Source organism: Oceanobacter sp. 3_MG-2023 (genome assembly GCF_030688925.1).
GTDB lineage: Bacteria > Pseudomonadota > Gammaproteobacteria > Pseudomonadales > Oceanobacteraceae > Oceanobacter.
This window is the reverse complement of sequence record NZ_JAUYVX010000023.1, coordinates 1-20,006: the sequence shown is the minus strand read 5'-3', so window position 1 is coordinate 20,006 and position 20,006 is coordinate 1. Positions and strand designations below refer to the sequence as shown.

The following is a 20,006-nucleotide window of genomic DNA, read 5'->3' as shown; positions in this document are numbered from 1 at the left end:
GTTTTACCATGGTCAACGTGACCAATAGTACCTACGTTTACGTGGGGTTTGGAACGTTCAAACGTTGCCTTAGCCATAGAACACCTCGTTCAATATCTTTAACTGATTAAGCTTTTCTCATTACTGCTTCAGCAACACTTGCAGGCGCTTCCGCATATTTCTCAAATTCCATGGAATATGTTGCACGCCCCTGGGTTGCAGAACGCAGGTCAGTTGCATAACCAAACATTTCTGCCAGTGGCACAGATGCATTGACCATCTTGCCAGATGGTGAATCATCCATTCCTGAAATCAGACCTCGGCGACGGTTCAGGTCGCCTACCACATCCCCCATGTAATCTTCCGGGGTCACAACCTCTACTTTCATCATTGGCTCCAGCAGTACTGCATCGCCTTTTTCAGAAAGTTGCTTGGTTGCTTGTGAAGCGGCAATTTTAAACGCCATCTCATTAGAGTCAACGTCATGGAAAGAACCATCGTAAAGAGTTGCCTTGAGACCGAGTAACGGATAACCCGCCAGCACCCCGTTCTTCATTTGCTCCTCAATACCTTTTTGCACTGCCGGGATAAATTCACGGGGAATCGCTCCCCCGGCAATATCATTAACAAACTCAAGTTCATCCGAGTCTGCAACGCTCGCAGGCTCAAATCGAATCACTACGTGACCATATTGGCCACGACCACCAGACTGCTTGGCGTACTTATGATTGATTGCAACCGTAGCAGTAATGGCTTCCCGATAGGCAACCTGTGGCTTACCGACATTACATTCGACGTTAAACTCACGCCGCATGCGATCCACGATAATATCCAGATGCAGCTCGCCCATACCGGAAATAATGGTTTGCCCGGTTTCTTCATCCGTTTCGACACGGAAGGACGGGTCCTCCTGGGCCAACTTACCCAGAGCAACGCCCATTTTCTCCTGATCCGCCTTGGATCTCGGCTCAACCGCAACAGAAATCACGGGATCCGGAAACTCCATACGTTCAAGAGTAATGACATTATTCATATCACACAGGGTTTCACCGGTAGTGACATCTTTCAGACCGACCAGCGCCACAATATCGCCAGCACGGACTTCTTTCACTTCCTCACGGCTGTTGGCATGCATTTGCACCATGCGTCCAACACGCTCCCGGCGCGACTTGATGGGGTTATAGACACCATCACCAGAGTTCAGCACACCGGAATAGACACGTACAAACGTCAGCGTACCAACGAAGGGGTCGGTGGCAATCTTGAATGCCAGTGCCGCAAAGGGTTCATCGTCTGCCGAATGCCGTACACCAGCAGAACCTTCTGCATCATCCAGCACACCTTCGATAGCTTTCACTTCCGTCGGTGATGGCAGGAAATCGACCACCGCATCCAGGACGGCTTGTACGCCCTTGTTCTTGAAGGCGGAGCCACAAGTCACCAGGACCAACTCATTCGCCAGCGTCGCCGCCCGCAAACCAGCCTTGATATCGGTTTCAGACAAGTCGCCTTCTTCCAGATATTTATCCATCAATTCATCAGAAGCATCCGCTGCGGCTTCAAGCATGTGCTCGCGCCATTCAGCAGCCTTCTCTTCCAGCTCTGCCGGAATTTCTTCATAGGTAAACGTCATGCCCTGATCCGATTCATTCCACATAATGGCTTTCATCTTGATCAGGTCGACCACACCCTTGAAGTTTTCTTCGCTGCCTATGTTGATCTGGATAGGCACCGCATTGGCCCCGAGTCGGCTTTTCAGCTGCTCAACGACCATAAAATAATCAGCTCCGGTACGGTCCATCTTGTTGACGAATACCATACGGGGGACTTCGTACTTGTTGGCTTGACGCCAAACCGTTTCGGTCTGTGGCTGCACACCGGATGAGCCACAAAGGACGACAACAGCGCCGTCGAGTACACGTAATGAACGTTCTACCTCAATGGTAAAGTCCACGTGTCCCGGGGTATCAATGATGTTGATACGGTGCTGCTCATATTGCTGCGCCATACCTGACCAGAAACAGGTAGTTGCGGCAGAGGTAATGGTAATCCCCCGCTCTTGCTCCTGTTCCATCCAGTCCATCGTTGCTGCACCGTCGTGCACCTCACCAATCTTGTGAGACACGCCGGTATAGAAGAGAACACGCTCAGTTGTTGTCGTCTTCCCAGCATCCACATGTGCGCAAATACCAATATTACGATAACGGTTAATCGGGGTTGTGCGTGCCACTGTGTCGTCCTCGGATCAATTAAAAGCGATAGTGAGAGAAAGCCTTGTTGGCTTCTGCCATGCGATGCACGTCTTCACGCTTTTTAACCGCTGAGCCTTTACCTTCAGCAGCGTCCATCATTTCGTTTGCCAGACGCTGGGCCATGGATTTTTCACCACGGGAGCGTGCAGCGTCAACCAGCCAACGCATGGCCAGAGCACTACGACGGGCAGGACGAACTTCAACAGGAACCTGGTATGTCGCACCACCTACACGGCGGCTTTTGACTTCCACCATAGGCTGAATGGCTTCCAGAGCTTTTTCGAACAACTCCAGTGGATCGCCACCTTGCTTTGATGCCATGGAATCCAGCGCGCCATAAACGATCTTTTCGGCGACGGATTTTTTACCACTAACCATGACATGGTTCATGAATTTGGCCAGTGTAACGTTCCCAAACTTGGGATCTGGCAGGATTTCGCGCTTCGCAGCAACGCGTCTTCTTGGCATGATAAGCCCTCTTAGGTCTTCAGGACGGTCTGAGCATCAGATTGAGCCCAGCCTTACTCTTATCTAAAACATGCAAGCGTACCCGGGCGAGCCCGGCAAGGATCAACCTTTAGGACGCTTGGCACCGTATTTAGAACGTGCTTGTTTACGGTTCGCAACACCAGAGGTGTCGAGGCTACCGCGGACGGTGTGATAACGCACACCAGGCAAGTCTTTTACACGACCGCCACGAATCAGAACAACACTGTGTTCTTGCAGGTTGTGACCTTCACCACCAATGTAGGAAGTCACTTCAAAACCATTCGTCAGACGCACACGACATACTTTACGCAGTGCCGAGTTTGGTTTTTTCGGCGTGGTAGTGTACACACGGGTACATACGCCACGACGCTGAGGACATGCCTGCAGTGCAGGAACATCGCTCTTAACCATCTTGCGCTTACGAGGCTTACGAACCAACTGGTTGATTGTAGCCATTTAGCAAACTCCAAACGTTATAGAAAACATACCCCTTCAATTGAGGCACAATTAAAGGGGCCGAGAGGATAATCCCCAAGCCTTCAAAGGTCAAGTATTAGACAGTTTTAATATCCTTGCCGACATGGATATTCTTTCGATATTCTTTCCGGAAATCAGTCGTCTTCCGCCACTTTTGACAAGCCGGAACGCGGTTGCCCACGCCATAACAAGCACGCGAATTCCACCGGGTTCTGGCTTAATCTCCGATCGATGCGTGCTTTTTCAGATCGGCCAACCGGGCGATAGCCGTCAAATTTGCCGAAGCCACAAACAAAAAAAGAGGCCACAAGGCCTCTTTTTTGTCACCAGCGCCGTCGAGACGGCGCCAGACATAGCAACAATGACTTATTTGTCGCTGAACGCTTCGCTCAACTTGGCTTCCATGTCTTCGGCAGACACACTCAGCACTTCAGGCATTGAACGCTGACGTTCGTTATCACGAACAGTACGCTTGCGCTTGCGCTCGGCGTGGTACGCCAAACCTGTACCGGCAGGAATCAAGCGACCAACCACGACGTTCTCTTTCAAGCCGCGCAGTGAGTCCATCTTGCCAGTAACCGCCCCTTCTGTCAGAACCCGGGTTGTCTCCTGGAAGGAGGCTGCCGAGATAAAGGATTCGGTTGCCAGTGATGCCTTGGTGATACCAAGCAACACGCGCTCGCCCCGGGCAACAATTTTGTTCGCCGCCTCGGTACGCTCGTTTTCTTCCAGGAAGGTAGAGAACTCAACCTGATCACCCGGAATAAAGGTGGTATCCCCGGCGTCATGAATCAATACCTTGCGCAGCATCTGACGCACAATTACTTCAATGTGCTTGTCATCAATACCAACACCCTGCAGGCGATACACTTCCTGCACTTCGTTGGTAATGTACATCGCCAGATCGCCAACGCTCTTCAGTCGCAAAATGTCGTGCGGGTTCAACGGACCATCAGAAACGATCTCACCCTTCTCGACATATTCACCTTCGAAGATGTTCAGGTGACGCCATTTGTGGATCAGCTCTTCATACGGCTCGCCACCATCTTTCGGTGTGATTACCAGACGTTTTTTGCCTTTGGTCTCTTTACCGAAGCTAACGGTACCGGAGATTTCCGCCAGAATGGCCGGCTCTTTCGGTTTACGCGCTTCGAACAAATCAGCCACTCGTGGCAGACCACCGGTGATGTCCTTGTTACCCGATGATTCCTGAGGAATACGGGCAATAATGTCACCAACAGCAACAACGGTACCGTTTTCCTGGTTCACCAGTGCGTTTGGCGGCAGCATGTACTGGGCCGGCACATTGGTACCAGGTAGCAGAATATCGTTACCCGTTGTGGCATCAATCAGTTTCACCATTGGGCGGATATCTTTACCAGCCGCCGGACGGTCTTTGGGATCGATGACTTCGATGTTGGACAGGCCCGTCAATTCGTCGGTCTGACGATTGATGGTAATACCCTCATCCATACCCACAAATTCAATTCGACCCGTTACTTCTGTCACAATCGGGTGGGTGTGTGGGTCCCAGCTGGCCACTTTCTGGCCGGCTTCAACCTCTGCACCATCTTTCGAGCTGATAACAGCACCGTAAGGCAGTTTGTACAGCTCACGTTCACGGCCATTCACATCGGCAATGGCAATCGAACCGGAACGGGATACCGCAACCAGGTCACCATTCTCACGAGCAACCGTCTTGAGGTTGTGCAAGCGCAAGGTACCCTTGTTCTTGACCTGAACACTGTCTGCCGCCGATGACCGCGAGGCCGCACCACCAATGTGGAACGTCCGCATGGTCAACTGGGTACCAGGCTCACCAATCGACTGGGCAGCAATAACACCTACCGCTTCACCCACGTTCACCTGATGACCACGTCCAAGGTCACGACCGTAACACTTGGCGCAAATACCGGTACGGGACTCACAGGTAATGGCGGAGCGCACACGCACTTCATCAATACCTTCCGCTTCGATCATTTTGACCCATTTTTCATCCACCAGAGTACCGGCTGGAATCACCAGTTCACCTGGCTGATTGGGCTTGTAAACGTCTTCAGCAATAACACGACCCAGAATACGGTCACCCAGTGCCACGACCACGTCACCACCTTCAATCAGCGGTGTCATGATCAGGCCTTCCTTGGTGCCACAATCCTGTTCGGTAACCACCAGATCCTGTGCCACGTCAACCAGACGACGGGTCAGATAACCGGAGTTAGCGGTTTTCAATGCCGTATCAGCCAAACCTTTACGAGCACCGTGAGTCGAGGTGAAGTACTGCAGTACGTTCAGACCTTCACGGAAGTTCGCCACAATCGGCGTTTCGATGATGGAGCCATCCGGCTTCGCCATCAGACCACGCATACCCGCCAACTGACGAATCTGGGCCGGGCTACCACGAGCACCGGAGTCAGCCATCATATAAACCGAGTTGAAGGATTCCTGATCGACTTCATGACCGTCACGGTCAATTACCTTCTCTTTACCCAGGTTTTCCATCATCGCCTTCGCCACCAGTTCGTTGGCGCGGGACCAGATGTCGATTACCTTGTTGTATTTTTCGCCGTGCGTTACCAGACCGGAGGCAAACTGGCTTTCGATTTCTTTTACTTCCGCATCGGCGTTAGCAACAATTTCAGCCTTGGCAGCCGGAATTTCGAAATCGTTAACACCAATCGATGAACCGGAACGAGTCGCGTATTCAAAACCGGTGTACATCACCTGGTCGGCAAAGATAACGGTATCTTTCAAACCCACACGACGGTAAGCCGTGTTGATCAGGCGTGAAATCGCTTTCTTTTTCATTGGCTGGTTGACCAGCTCGTACGGCAAACCTTTGGGTACGATGCGGAACAGCAATGCCCGGCCAATCGTGGTATCAACCACCTTGGTATTGGTTTCGCTCAATCCGTCTTCATCAACCACGGTTTCAGTAATCCGTACCTTGACGCGCGCCTGCAGATGGGCAGCGCCGCTTTGGTAAGCACGGGTAACTTCGTCGAGATCGGCCAACACCATGCCTTCACCCTTGGCGTTGACACGCTCGCGGGTCATCCAGTACAGCCCCAATACCACGTCCTGGGACGGTACGATAATTGGCTCACCGTTGGCTGGAGAGAGGACGTTGTTGGTCGCCATCATCAATGCGCGGGCTTCAAGCTGGGCTTCAATGGTCAGCGGCACGTGAACGGCCATCTGGTCACCGTCGAAGTCAGCGTTATAAGCCGCACAGACCAATGGATGCAACTGGATCGCTTTACCTTCGATCAACTGGGGTTCAAACGCCTGGATACCCAAACGGTGCAGTGTGGGTGCCCGGTTCAGCATCACTGGGTGCTCACGGATCACATCTGCCAGAATATCCCAGACTTCAGGGGTTTCGCGCTCAACCATTTTCTTCGCAGCTTTAATGGTTGTCGCCAGACCACGGTGTTCCAGTTTGGAGAAGATAAATGGCTTGAATAATTCCAGGGCCATTTTTTTCGGCAAACCGCACTGATGCAAGCGCAGTTGCGGGCCGACAGTAATCACCGAACGACCAGAGTAATCGACACGTTTACCCAACAGGTTCTGACGGAAACGACCCTGTTTACCCTTGATCATATCGGCCAGGGATTTCAGCGGACGCTTGTTGGAACCGGTAATCGCACGACCTCGACGGCCGTTATCCAGCAACGCATCAACCGCTTCCTGCAACATACGTTTTTCGTTACGTACGATAATATCCGGAGCATTCAACTCCAGCAGGCGTTTGAGACGGTTGTTACGGTTAATAACCCGACGATACAGATCGTTCAGGTCGGAAGTCGCAAAACGACCGCCATCCAGCGGAACCAACGGACGCAGATCAGGTGGCAGTACCGGCAGTACTGACATGATCATCCACTTCGGATCGTTACCGGAGAAGTGGAATGCTTCCAGAATTTTCAGACGCTTGGACAGCTTCTTGATTTTGGTTTCAGAGTTGGTCGCCGGAATTTCTTCACGCAGACGCTGAACTTCTTCAGGCAGGTCAATATGACCCAACAGTGCCTGAATCGCTTCGGCACCCATCTTGGCTTCAAATTCATCGCCAAATTCTTCGATGGCTTCGTAGTACTGCTCATCGTTCAGCAATTGACCCAGATCCAGCGTGGTCATGCCTGGCTCGGTAACAACGAAGGATTCGTAATACAAAATCCGTTCGATATCACGCAGAGTCATATCCAGCATCAAACCGATACGGGAAGGCAGTGACTTCAGGAACCAGATGTGTGCAACGGGAGAAGCCAGCTCAATATGACCCATGCGTTCACGACGCACTTTGGCCTGAGTAACTTCCACACCACATTTTTCACAGATAACACCACGGTGTTTCAGACGCTTGTACTTACCGCACAGGCACTCAAAATCCTTGATCGGACCAAAGATGCGGGCACAGAACAAGCCATCACGCTCTGGCTTGAAGGTACGGTAGTTGATGGTTTCCGGCTTTTTGACTTCACCGAAGGACCAGGAGCGGATCATGTCTGGCGAGGCAAGGCCAATTCGAATGGCATCGAACTCGTCAGCATTGTTCTGGCTACGCAGAAAATTGACTAAGTCTTTCATATAAGAGTGTGCTCCACTTGGTGTGAGCGAGGGCTTTGCAGCACCAGTCTTTTCAGACCGACACTGCAGAGCGCGCTACTAAACCGATTATTCGTTTTCCAGTTCGATGTCGATACCCAGGGAACGGATTTCCTTAACCAGTACGTTAAAGGATTCCGGCATACCGGCTTCCATACGATGGTCGCCATCCACGATGTTCTTATACATCTTGGTACGGCCAGCCACATCGTCGGATTTGACGGTAAGCATTTCCTGCAGGGTATAAGCAGCACCGTATGCTTCCAGTGCCCACACTTCCATCTCACCAAAGCGCTGACCACCAAACTGAGCCTTACCACCCAACGGCTGCTGGGTAACCAGGCTGTAAGAGCCGGTAGAACGTGCGTGCATCTTGTCGTCGACCAGGTGGTTCAGTTTCAGCATGTACATGTAACCGACGGTTACCTGACGATCAAATGCTTCGCCGGTACGGCCATCATACAAGGTCACCTGACCGGATTCCGGAATACCGGCCAACTTCAGCATACGCTTGATTTCGGATTCCTTGGCACCGTCAAACGCCGGGGTTGCCATCGGCACACCACCACGCAGGTTATTGGCCAGTTCCAGAATCTCGGCATCGCTGTAGCTGTCCAGATCTTCGATACGACCATCACCGGCGTTATAAATTTCCGCCAGCAATTCACGCAGTTTCAGCACTTCACGCTGCTCACGCAACATGCGATCAATCTTGTCACCCAATCCCTTGGCCGCCATGCCCAAGTGGATTTCCATGATCTGTCCGACGTTCATTCGCGACGGAACACCCAGAGGGTTCAAACAGATATCAACGGTTACCCCGTTGGCATCGTAAGGCATATCTTCAATCGGCTTGATGGTTGAGATAACACCCTTGTTACCGTGACGACCAGCCATTTTGTCACCTGGCTGGATCTTACGTTTGATCGCCAGATACACTTTGACAATTTTCAGTACGCCCGGAGCCAGGTCATCGCCGGTTTGCAGCTTGCCTTTCTTGTCTTCGAACTTGTCATCCAGTTGCTGCTGACGTTCCGCCAGAGACTGCTCGGCTTTTTCCAGTACCGTTGCCAGCTCTTCATCCTGCGGAATCATCCGGAACCAGTCATCCTGGGTCAGACCAGAGAGGTATTCTTCAGTCAGAATATCACCCTTGCGCAAACCCGGCGCGACGTTTACCGCCTTGCCAGCCAGCGCACGCGTCAGACGCTCAAAGGTTGCACCCTTGACAATACGCATCTCTTCGTTCAGATCCTTGCGAATCTCGTCGAGTTGCTGGCGTTCAATCGATTTGGCCCGATCGTCTTTTTCAACGCCATCACGGGTAAACACCTGCACGTCGATAACCGTACCAGTGGTACCGGTCTTGACCCGCAGCGATGTATCTTTCACATCGGATGCTTTTTCACCAAAGATAGCACGCAGCAATTTTTCCTCTGGTGTCAGCTGGGTTTCACCTTTTGGTGTTACCTTGCCGACCAGAATATCGCCTGCCTTGACTTCGGCACCGATATAAACAATACCGGACTCATCCAGCTTGCCCAGTGCCGCTTCACCAACGTTGGGAATATCGGACGTGATTTCTTCCGCACCCAGCTTGGTGTCACGCGCCACACAGGTCAGCTCCTGAATATGGATCGTGGTCAGGCGATCTTCCTGAGCAACACGCTCAGACAGCATGATCGAGTCTTCGAAGTTGTAGCCATTCCACGGCATAAAGGCGATACGGAAATTCTGTCCCAGAGCCAGTTCGCCCAGATCAACAGAAGGGCCGTCAGCCATGATGTCGCCACGCTGCACCATGTCGCCTGCCTTGACCAGCGGACGCTGGTTAATACAGGTGTTCTGGTTCGAGCGGGTGTATTTGGTCAGGTTGTAAATATCAACACCGGCTTCACCAATGACGGTTTCGTCGTCGTTGACCTTGACCACCACCCGGGATGCGTCAACAGAGTCAATCACACCACCCCGTTTGGCAACCACACACACGCCGGAGTCAGCCGCTACCGCACGCTCAATACCGGTACCAACCAGCGGCTTTTCAGCGCGCAAGGTAGGCACAGCCTGACGCTGCATGTTGGAACCCATCAATGCGCGGTTGGCGTCATCGTGCTCCAGGAACGGAATCAGTGATGCTGCAATCGAAACCACCTGTTGTGGTGATACATCTTTCAGCGTCACATTGTCCGGCGACATGATGGTGAATTCGTTCTTGTGACGAACCGAAATCAGGTCACCTTGCAAACGTCCGTTTTCGTCCACGGGCACCGAGGCCTGGGCGATTACATAGTCTGCTTCTTCAATGGCCGAGACATAAATAATCTCGTCGGTCACAACGCCGTCTTTAACGATACGGTAAGGTGTTTCAAGAAAACCGTATTCGTTGGTACGGGCATAGGATGCCAATGAGTTGATCAGACCAATGTTTGGACCTTCCGGTGTTTCAATAGGACACACACGACCGTAGTGAGTGGCGTGTACGTCACGTACCTCAAAGCCAGCACGTTCACGGGTCAGACCGCCTGGTCCCAATGCCGAAATACGACGCTTGTGCGTGACTTCTGACAGCGGGTTGTTCTGATCCATAAACTGGGACAGCTGGGAAGAACCGAAAAATTCCTTCACGGCTGCCGCAACCGGCTTGGCATTGATCAGATCCTGAGGCATCAGCCCTTCGGATTCTGCCATCGACAGACGCTCACGCACCGCGCGCTCAACACGAACCAGACCAACACGGAACTGGTTTTCGGCCATCTCGCCAACCGAACGAATACGACGGTTACCCAGGTGGTCAATGTCATCAACGATGCCTTTACCGTTACGGATATTGATCAGGGTCCGCAGTACTTCAACGATATCGCTGTTATCCAGCACACCGGAGCCAAGAATTTCTTCACGGCCGATACGACGGTTGAACTTCATGCGACCCACAGCCGACAAGTCGTACCGCTCTTCACTGAAGAACAGATTGTCGAACAAGGCTTCAGCGCTTTCTTTTGTTGGCGGCTCACCAGGACGCATCATGCGGTAAATCTCGACCAAAGCTTCCAGCTGGTTGCTGGTTGGGTCGATACGCAGAGTATCCGAGATAAACGGGCCACAATCGATTTCGTTGGTGTAGATGGTTTCGAATTCGGTAAGACCAGCAGCTTCCATCTGGGCCAGGATCTCTGCCGTGATTTCAGCATTGGCAGTCGCCAGGACTTCACCGGTACGGCTATCGATAACGTCTTTGGCAATCGCCTTGCCCAGCACATAATCGGTAGGCACAACCAGCTCTTCCACATTGGCCTTTTCCAGCTGGCGAATGTGACGAGCCGTGATGCGACGGCTGGCCTCAACAATGATGTTGCCGTCGTTATCCATGATATCGAAGGCAGCCGTTTCACCCCGCAACCGGGATGGAATCAGCTTCAGCTTCAAGCCACCGCCGTCGATACGGTAGTTGTCGTTGTCGTAAAATGTTTCGAGAATTTCCTGCGTAGTAAACTTCAGCGCCCGCAGCAAAATGGTAGCTGGCAGTTTACGACGACGGTCAATACGTACGTAGACCAGATCCTTCGGATCAAACTCAAAGTCCAGCCATGAGCCGCGGTAAGGAATCACGCGAGCGTTATAAAGCAGTTTGCCGGACGAGTGGGTTTTACCCTTGTCGTGATCAAAGAATACACCTGGTGAACGGTGTAACTGGGACACGATGACACGTTCAGTACCGTTAACAATAAAGGTACCGTTATCTGTCATCAGGGGCATTTCGCCCATGTAGACTTCTTGTTCCTTGATGTCCTTGATTGCCTTGGTCGAAGATTCCTTATCGTAAACGATCAGGCGAACCTTGACCCGCAATGGTGCAGCGTAAGTGACACCACGCAACATACATTCTTTTTCGTCAAAACTCGGCGTACCCAGGCGATAGCTCACGTACTCCAGAGCAGCATTCCCGGAATAGCTGACAATCGGGAAAACAGACTTAAAGGCCGCATGAAGACCAATATCTATTCTGTCTTCAGCGTTGCTCCCTTCTTGCAGGAACTTATGGTATGAGTCGATTTGAATGGCCAGCAAATATGGCACATCCATGACACTCGGTAGTTTACCGAAATCCTTACGGATACGTTTTTTCTCAGTATATGAGTAAGCCATCAGTTATCCCCGGACTGTTTCCTCGATCAGGTCGCCAAACCCGAAACTAGAGGACTTGCCTTGCAATTGAACCCGGCACTAAGCCGGTTTAGTCACGCCTTCCATAACGCGAAAAAGGCCGACGGAAAAATCCCGTCAGCCCTGTGTCGCGCTTAGAAAAAGCACGACAGCAGAAGTGAAGTACAATGAATTACTTAACTTCTACGATAGCGCCAGCTGCTTCCAGCTTGCCTTTTGCTTCTTCTGCGTCTTCTTTGGATACGCCTTCTTTAATAGCAGAAGGTGCACCATCAACCAGACCTTTAGCGTCTTTCAGACCCAGACCGGTGATTTCGCGAACCGCTTTGATCACGTTAACTTTCTTGTCACCAACGGCAGACAGAATTACGTCGAATTCAGTCTGTGCTTCAGCAGCCGCTTCGCCGCCAGCAGCAGGACCAGCCATAACGGCTGCAGCTGCAGAAACGCCGAATTTTTCTTCCATCGCAGAAACCAGTTCCACTACGTCCATTACAGACATTTCAGCGATAGCGTTGATGATATCTTCTTTTGTCAGAGACATGAGACTTTTCCTGAAATAATTGGACGATTACGCCCGTCAAATCTTTGTAAGGTCTGCCAGGGATCAGGCAGCTTCTTGTTCTTTCTGGTCGCGGACAGCAGCAATGGTACGAACCAATTTGCCAGCGGCGGCTTCTTTCATGACGCTCATCAGTTTCGCGATTGCTTCGTCGTAGGTTGGCAGTGTTGCCAGCATATCAACGGAAACCACGGCACCTTCAAATGCACCACCCTTGATCTCGAACTTGTCATTCTTCTTGGCGAAATCCTTGAAGATACGGGCAGCCGCACCTGGATGTTCGTTAGAGAATGCAATCAGACTAGGGCCTACCAGTGTCTCGGAAAGACACTCGTATTGGGTACCTTCGATAGCACGGGTAGCCAGGGTGTTACGGACAACTTTCATCCAGACACCGGCTTCACGCGCTTCTTTACGCAGAGCGGTCATGGCACCTACAGTAACGCCGCGAGAATCCGCGACAACTGCAGACAGCGCACCTTGAGCTGCGTCCTGGACCTCGGCGACAATCGCCTTCTTATCTTCGAGTCCTAAGGCCACGATTAACTCCTAACAAGTTAAATTAGGCTCAATTGAGCCAGTCTCGGTGTGACAATTCAGAAAACTGAAAGGGGCCACACACTATCTACGCAGGAAATATTAAGTCGCAACAGCCAAAGGCCCTGCGACTCCTGCGGTCTTTGACAGCTACCGCAAAGCGGCAACCCCAAAGATGGTTTGGGATACGTGATACGCACCCCGAATTCTTATCTAGACATCCAGCTCTGCATGGTCAATAACCAGACCAGGACCCATAGTGGTACTGATGGTTACTTTCTTCATGTAGACGCCTTTGGTCGATGTTGGCTTGACCTTTTTCAGATCGGCCAGCAATACCGTCAGGTTTTCTTTCAATGCGCTGGCATCAAAATCAACTTTACCGATGGCGGTATGGATAATACCGTTCTTGTCGTTGCGGTAGCGGACTTGACCCGCTTTTGCGTTTTTGACAGCAGTGGCAACGTCAGGAGTCACAGTACCAACCTTCGGGTTAGGCATCAGGCCACGTGGACCCAGAATCTGACCCAATTGACCGACAACACGCATAGCATCAGGAGAAGCGATCACGACATCAAAGGCCAAATCACCACCTTTGATCTTGGCAGCCAGATCGTCCATACCCACTTCGTCAGCACCGGCAGCCGTAGCGGCTTCAGCGTTGGCACCTTGCGTGAAAACAGCAACACGCATGGTTTTACCCGTACCGTTTGGCAGCACAGTGGAGCTACGTACGTTCTGATCGGATTTACGTGCATCAATACCGAGGTTTACTGCCACATCGAGTGACTCACGGAACTTGGCAGCAGGCAGTGAAGACAGAATGGATACGGCTTCATCAAAAGAGTAAACCTTACCGGCTTCTACTTTTTCAGCAATCAGCTTTTGACGTTTGGTCAGCTTGGCCATTATTCAGCTCCCTCTACAGTCAGACCCATCGCACGGGCAGAGCCAGCGATTGTACGTACCGCTGCATCCATATCGGCAGCAGTCAGGTCAGCCATTTTGGTCGTAGCAATCTCTTCCAGCTGGGCGCGCGTCACAGTACCGACTTTCTGGGTATTGGGACGTGCTGAACCGCTGGTGATACCAGCCGCTTTTTTCAGCAGGAAAGATGCAGGAGGTGTTTTCAGTTCAAAGGTAAAAGAACGGTCACTGTAAGCCGTGATAATAACCGGCACTGGTGCACCTGGCTCCAGATTGGAAGTCTGCGCATTAAATGCTTTACAGAATTCCATGATGTTCAAACCTTTCTGACCCAAAGCCGGACCAACCGGTGGACTTGGGTTCGCTTTACCAGCTGCAACCTGCAACTTGATATAGCCTTCTACTTTCTTAGCCATGTATTACTCCAAATGGGTAGTATCGCCCAGCGGGCTCCCCTGACCTTCTGTCATACAGAAGGTCGCCTGAAATCAGACCGATTTCTCGATCTGTGTAAATTCGAGCTCGACCGGCGTTGAACGACCAAAAATAGTCACCGCAACCTGAACGCGGGACTTGTCGTAATCAACACTTTCGACCACACCGTTAAAGTCTGCGAACGGACCTTCGGTCACGCGCACCACTTCACCGGGTTCGTAGATGGTTTTGTGAGTCGGACGATCAACGCCTTCCTCAACACGACGCAGGATAGCATCGGCTTCTTTGGGAGAAATTGGCGCCGGCTTGTCTGCCGTACCACCAATAAAGCCCATTACCCGGTCAGTCTGTTTCACCAGATGCCAGGTATCATCATTCATTTCCATTTGCACAAGAACATAGCCAGGATAAAAGCGACGCTGGCTTTTGCGTTTCTTGCCATCACGGACTTCAACAACTTCTTCTGTAGGAACCAGTACGTCACCAAACTGATCCTGCATTCCCAGGCGCTCGATACGTTCCAACAAAGCCCCTTGTACACGCTTCTCATAACCCGAGTAGGCGTGAACCACATACCAACGCATTGCCATACTCTACCTCAACCAATCAGCGCGGAAATTGCCCAACCGAGAAACGAATCCAAACCCCACAACAGCAGTGCCATGATCACGACCACCACCAGAATCATCAATGTCATCTGGGTAGTTTCCTGACGCGTTGGCCATACCACCTTGCGGCGCTCGACATTGGCCTCTTTCAGAAGTTGCATAAATGCCTTGCCTTGCGTTGTTGCCAGTGCAGCACCTGCACCTATCAACATCAAGGCAACGACAGCGAGAATCCGATACAGAAAAGGCGCATCGGCATACATATAATTGCCAACCACAGCCGCTGCCAGAAAAGCAACAGCCAACAACCACTTGACAACATCCATCGGCGAACCTGCTGTTTTGCTTTCGGTACTCATTACAATTCCCTGAAGCCAAAAATGGCAGCCGAAGCTACCATCAGGAGATTTGGCAGGCCAGGAGGGACTCGAACCCCCAACTTTCGGTTTTGGAGACCGACGCTCTACCAATTGAACTACTGGCCTAATACACTACATAAGGGCGCCGAATTATACAGCGCTTTTTGCAAATTACAACCTAACATGGTTCGAAAATTGCAACTTATCGACTGAACGCCTGCGCGAACGCGAGACGAAAAGATGTCCGTTTCAGACGAGGACAGATAATACACAGGAGGTTGGTCATGTGCCAGTGCTATTTTCAAGCTTGTTCCGGACTCCAGCCGTAACGGACCAATATTCAGACAATAATCCAGCTCTGCCAGCCAACAACAGAGACCTTCAAACAGGAATCACTAGCATCAAGATCCTCCAAAAAAGCGCCAACCAATTGACGCCGACGGTATTCCCAACCCCAAACCATCAAAGTTAGGCCTCTTTTGCAAAAAATAACGTCCAAAACGTCTTTTTATTGCGATTTCTTTGTTTGGGGTGATCAAAAACAACTGAAAAACCTGTAAATTGGCGGCCGATTTTTCACTTTGCTTATCGAGTGCGCTATGACTGACTTATCCAAATACAGAAACATCGGCATCTTCGCTCACGTTGACGCCGGTAAGACCACAACGACCGAACGTATCCTGAAGCTGACCGGTACTATTCACAAAACCGGTGAAGTGCACGATGGCGAGTCCACGACAGACTTCATGGAACAGGAGGCAGAACGTGGTATTACCATTCAGTCAGCCGCTGTTTCCTGTTTCTGGAAGGATCACCGCTTCAACGTGATCGACACCCCTGGACACGTTGACTTCACCGTTGAAGTATATCGCTCATTAAAAGTACTGGACGGCGGCATCGGCGTCTTCTGTGGTTCAGGCGGTGTTGAACCACAGTCTGAAACCAACTGGCGCTACGCTAACGAATCCGAAGTTGCCCGAATCATCTTCGTGAACAAGCTGGACCGCCTTGGTGCAGACTTCTTCCGTGTGACCGATCAGATCAAAAATGTCCTGGCCGCTCGCCCACTGATCATGGTGCTGCCAATCGGTCGTGAAGACGAGTTTGTCGGCGTTGTCGACCTGCTGAGCGAAAAAGCCTATATCTGGGATGACACTGGCCTGCCAGAAAACTATACAGTGACCGACGTTCCTGAAGACATGAAGGACGACGTTGAAACTTACCGTACCGAACTGATCGAAACCGCTCTGGAAGTCGATGAAGACTTGCTGATGGAATACCTGGAAGAAGGCACTGAGCCATCCATGGAAGACATCAATCGCTGCATTCGTGAAGGTACACGCACCTTGCAGTTCTTCCCGACTTACTGTGGTTCTGCATTCAAGAACAAAGGCGTACAGCTGGTTCTGGATGCCGTCGTTGACTACCTGCCTTCCCCTACTGAAGTTGATCCACAGGATCTGACCGACGAAGAAGGTAACCCAACCGGCGAAAAAGCCATCGTTTCTGCCGATGAGCCATTACGTGCCCTGGCATTCAAAATCATGGATGACCGTTTCGGCGCCTTGACCTTTGTCCGTGTTTACTCTGGCGTGCTGAACAAGGGTGACACCATCCTGAACAGCTTCACCGGTAAAACCGAACGTGTTGGCCGCATGGTAGAAATGCAGGCAGACGACCGTAAGGAAATCAACCGCGCCCAGGCCGGTGATATTCTCGCGATTGTCGGCATGAAAAACGTTCAGACTGGTCACACACTGTGTGATCCCAAGCATGAATGTACGCTGGAAGCCATGGTCTTCCCTGAGCCAGTAATTTCCATTGCGGTTCAGCCTAAAGACAAGGGCGGCGTCGACAAAATGGGTATCGCCATCGGCAAAATGGTGGCTGAAGATCCAACCTTCCAGGTTGAAACCGATATCGATTCCGGCGAAACCATCCTGAAAGGCATGGGCGAGCTGCACCTGGATATTAAAGTCGATATCCTCAAGCGTACCTACGGCGTAGAACTGGTTGTAGGCCAACCACAGGTTGCCTACCGCGAAACCATTACCCTGCCAATCGAAGATACCTATACCCACAAGAAACAGTCTGGTGGTTCCGGTCAGTACGGTAAGATCGATTACCGTATCAAACCTGGCGAACCAGGTACTGGCTTCCAGTTCAAATCAGCTGTTGTCGGCGGTAACGTACCGAAGGAATTCTGGCCAGCCGTTGAGAAAGGCTTCAAGGCCATGATGAACGAAGGTACCCTCGCGGGCTTCCCGGTACTGGACGTTGAAGTGGAACTGTATGACGGCTCTTACCACGCCGTTGACTCCTCTGCCATCGCGTTTGAAATCGCTGCCAAAGGCGCTTTCCGTCAGTCCATGCCAAAAGCTGGCCCACAGCTGATTGAACCAATCATGAAAGTTGACGTGTTCTCCCCGGATGACAACGTTGGTGACGTGATCGGCGACCTGAACCGTCGTCGCGGCATGATCAAGGACCAGGAAGCTGGCAGCACAGGCGTTCGCATCAAGGCTGACGTACCACTGTCTGAGATGTTCGGTTATATCGGACACCTGCGTACCATCACATCCGGTCGTGGCCAGTTCTCAATGGAATTCTCTCACTACATGCCTTGCCCACAGCAAGTCGCAGAGAAAGTCATTGCGGAAACCAAAGCACGCAAAGCCGAAGGCTAAGCTGCTGCTGGCAACATAAAAAACCCCGTACAGCACACGCTGTACGGGGTTTTTGTTTATCTGATATCACGAGCCAGTCAGTCTGGCCAGTTATCCCGATTATTGACAGCTGCCGCCATCAACAAAACCGGAATAAACGCGGCTGCCCAATTCGACTTACCCTCCACGACCAGCTCCGCCCAGGCATGCTGTTCTTTCTGCTCCAGCGTCTCTTCCGTACGGTAATTGTAGCGAACCCCCAAACCCCAACTGTCGCGCCAACCAACCATCACACCAAACGATGCCGATGCAATCCAGGGATTACGGTGCACCTTGAGCGTACCACCCTGCTGCATCACCGGGTTGGTGCTGCTCATATTGCTCCCCGCAGGCACATGGATACCGTCATCAATCAGATAATTGTAAGCCACATAGTGCCCAGTCATATTACCGCTCAGTTCGGTATAAAAACTGTCGGGATGACAAGAGGTCAATGCCAGATTCTGCATCTCACTATTCAGTGCCTGCAGTTCAGCCTGTGTCTGCTCCAGCACACGATACACATCTGCCATATCCTCACCGTCTACCCCTTCCAGCAACACCAGTAATGCCTGGATACGCAGGTAAATACGATCCGGAATATAGTTATCTCCTGACAGGTATTGCTGCAACTCCTGGACGTATAGATCAAAACGTTCAGCCAGCGGTACACCCTGCTCCGCTACCGCACTGACAAACAGCATCTTACTGGCCGCATAGCGCTCACAGCGTCGTGCTTGCGGCCAAACCATGGCCAGCTCAGCACCATAACCAATCCGGCCAATAATGGTGCCCAGCTCAGCCTTGGCAAAATGACTGATCATCAGATGTCCCCACAGCATATCCCCTTGCAATAGATGCCGGGCGAATTTGCCTGTGTACTGCAATGCCAGACGATTGCTGACCTGGGTTTCCCAGCCATCGATCGGGTCCGCGCCCTTGAACGGATAACGATGGGCATTCTCCTGCGTCCAGCGGCCAGCGGCGGCCGGCCCTACCATACCAATCGACATTTCATGTTCGGTATAACCATCCAGACCACGAATGGTGATATTCCTGGCAATACTGGCCCAGGCGGCAAACGGGCGATCATAATATTCCGCATTGGCCTTGTACTGGAATCCAGCCGGCACCACCTCACCCTCACCAGCATGCTGATACGGGGTATACATCTTGTGGCTCAGACTGTAGCCATAGCTGACCAGCTTGAGATCCCGATTGCTGACATTTGACCTTGCACTGCTATCACAATCGCCATTATTACCATCCGGACCACAGCGAAAACCATACAGACGCCCACCATCCAGCAGAAAACCACCGTCCAGATTGGCATAGGCACGCACATTCAGGGCATTGGTGTAATACTGATCAGTAATGTTCTCACCGGTCAGGGCATCATTTTCGATCTGACTGCGCCAGATTTTTTGCAGATGATTAACATGCCGTTGCTCAAACTCAGAATTATTAAACAGCAACGACAAAAGGGAGTAGCTGTCGTCATCGGCTTCCGCCATTGCCAGAGGGCAAGCAGCCAGCAAGCAAACCGCGCCGATCAATTTCATATTATTCCTGCCCTATCAAAGCCCAATCTCTCACCAACCTCTCACAGAGAGGCCAACATATCAGAGCGGGCACTATACGAAACAGCCTGAAAAGCAACCAGACGGTTTCAGTCAACCGTCCTTATTACAAGTCCAGAGCGGACACTTGGCAGCCGCACCGACCCCCGAATAGCTGCCATATTTCTACAGTACCTTTATGACAGACACAAAATGACAGGCACAAAAAAGCCCCGACTGAGCGGGGCTTTTATTCAAGGCCGACATAATGTCGACCTTGAACGTCTGATCTTACTCGACGATTTTGGCTACAACACCAGCACCAACGGTACGACCACCTTCACG

The 20,006-nt window shown here is 51.5% G+C and carries 13 protein-coding genes and 1 tRNA gene; 1 reads left to right on the top strand and 13 read right to left on the bottom strand.

Annotation, left to right across the window (positions count from 1 at the left end; all coding sequences use genetic code 11):
- Window positions 1-106 precede the first annotated feature (106 nt).
- The 12 genes from fusA (Q8W32_RS16230) to Q8W32_RS16175 all read right to left on the bottom strand — a co-directional run bounded on the left by fusA (Q8W32_RS16230) (window position 107) and on the right by Q8W32_RS16175 (window position 15,523).
- A complete protein-coding gene (gene fusA / locus Q8W32_RS16230; protein ID WP_305415642.1) occupies window positions 107-2,209 on the bottom strand; it encodes an elongation factor G in 2,103 nt (700 codons plus the stop codon).
- 19 nt (window positions 2,210-2,228) lie between these two features.
- Window positions 2,229-2,699, bottom strand: coding sequence for a 30S ribosomal protein S7 (gene rpsG, locus Q8W32_RS16225; protein ID WP_303434756.1), 471 nt, complete (start codon window positions 2,697-2,699; stop codon window positions 2,229-2,231).
- Window positions 2,700-2,801: 102 nt separating this feature from the next.
- Window positions 2,802-3,176, bottom strand: a complete 375-nt coding sequence (rpsL, locus tag Q8W32_RS16220) for a 30S ribosomal protein S12 (protein WP_303434755.1) — start codon at window positions 3,174-3,176, stop codon at window positions 2,802-2,804.
- Window positions 3,177-3,563: 387 nt separating this feature from the next.
- Entirely contained in the window at window positions 3,564-7,790 is a 4,227-nt protein-coding gene (gene rpoC / locus Q8W32_RS16215; protein ID WP_303434753.1) for a DNA-directed RNA polymerase subunit beta', read from the bottom strand.
- An 87-nt stretch (window positions 7,791-7,877) separates the two neighbouring features.
- Complete coding sequence (rpoB, locus tag Q8W32_RS16210) at window positions 7,878-11,951, bottom strand: DNA-directed RNA polymerase subunit beta (protein WP_305415641.1); 4,074 nt, start codon at window positions 11,949-11,951, stop codon at window positions 7,878-7,880.
- Window positions 11,952-12,141: 190 nt separating this feature from the next.
- Window positions 12,142-12,513, bottom strand: a complete 372-nt coding sequence (rplL, locus tag Q8W32_RS16205; protein WP_303434751.1) for a 50S ribosomal protein L7/L12 — start codon at window positions 12,511-12,513, stop codon at window positions 12,142-12,144.
- A gap of 63 nt (window positions 12,514-12,576) precedes the next feature.
- Window positions 12,577-13,071, bottom strand: a complete 495-nt coding sequence (gene rplJ / locus Q8W32_RS16200; protein WP_303434750.1) for a 50S ribosomal protein L10 — start codon at window positions 13,069-13,071, stop codon at window positions 12,577-12,579.
- 210 nt (window positions 13,072-13,281) lie between these two features.
- Entirely contained in the window at window positions 13,282-13,977 is a 696-nt protein-coding gene (gene rplA, locus Q8W32_RS16195; protein ID WP_303434749.1) for a 50S ribosomal protein L1, read from the bottom strand.
- Complete coding sequence (gene rplK, locus Q8W32_RS16190) at window positions 13,977-14,411, bottom strand: 50S ribosomal protein L11 (protein WP_303434748.1); 435 nt, start codon at window positions 14,409-14,411, stop codon at window positions 13,977-13,979. Before rplK ends, rplA begins: the two co-directional genes overlap by 1 nt.
- Window positions 14,412-14,483: 72 nt before the next feature.
- On the bottom strand, window positions 14,484-15,020 hold the full coding sequence (nusG, locus tag Q8W32_RS16185; protein ID WP_303434747.1) for a transcription termination/antitermination protein NusG: 537 nt from the start codon (window positions 15,018-15,020) through the stop codon (window positions 14,484-14,486).
- 8 nt (window positions 15,021-15,028) lie between these two features.
- Complete coding sequence (gene secE, locus Q8W32_RS16180) at window positions 15,029-15,397, bottom strand: preprotein translocase subunit SecE (RefSeq protein ID WP_303434746.1); 369 nt, start codon at window positions 15,395-15,397, stop codon at window positions 15,029-15,031.
- Between the two features lie 50 nt (window positions 15,398-15,447).
- Window positions 15,448-15,523, bottom strand: a tRNA-Trp gene (locus Q8W32_RS16175).
- Between the two features lie 473 nt (window positions 15,524-15,996).
- Between Q8W32_RS16175 and fusA (Q8W32_RS16170) the strand changes: the two genes are divergently transcribed.
- Window positions 15,997-18,084 (top strand): elongation factor G, encoded by a 2,088-nt coding sequence (fusA, locus tag Q8W32_RS16170; RefSeq protein WP_305415640.1) that lies wholly within the window; start codon window positions 15,997-15,999, stop codon window positions 18,082-18,084.
- Between the two features lie 77 nt (window positions 18,085-18,161).
- On the opposite strand, the gene Q8W32_RS16165 is transcribed toward fusA (Q8W32_RS16170), so the two are convergent.
- Entirely contained in the window at window positions 18,162-19,664 is a 1,503-nt protein-coding gene (locus Q8W32_RS16165) for a lipid A-modifier LpxR family protein (RefSeq protein WP_305415639.1), read from the bottom strand.
- Window positions 19,665-20,006 lie beyond the last annotated feature (342 nt).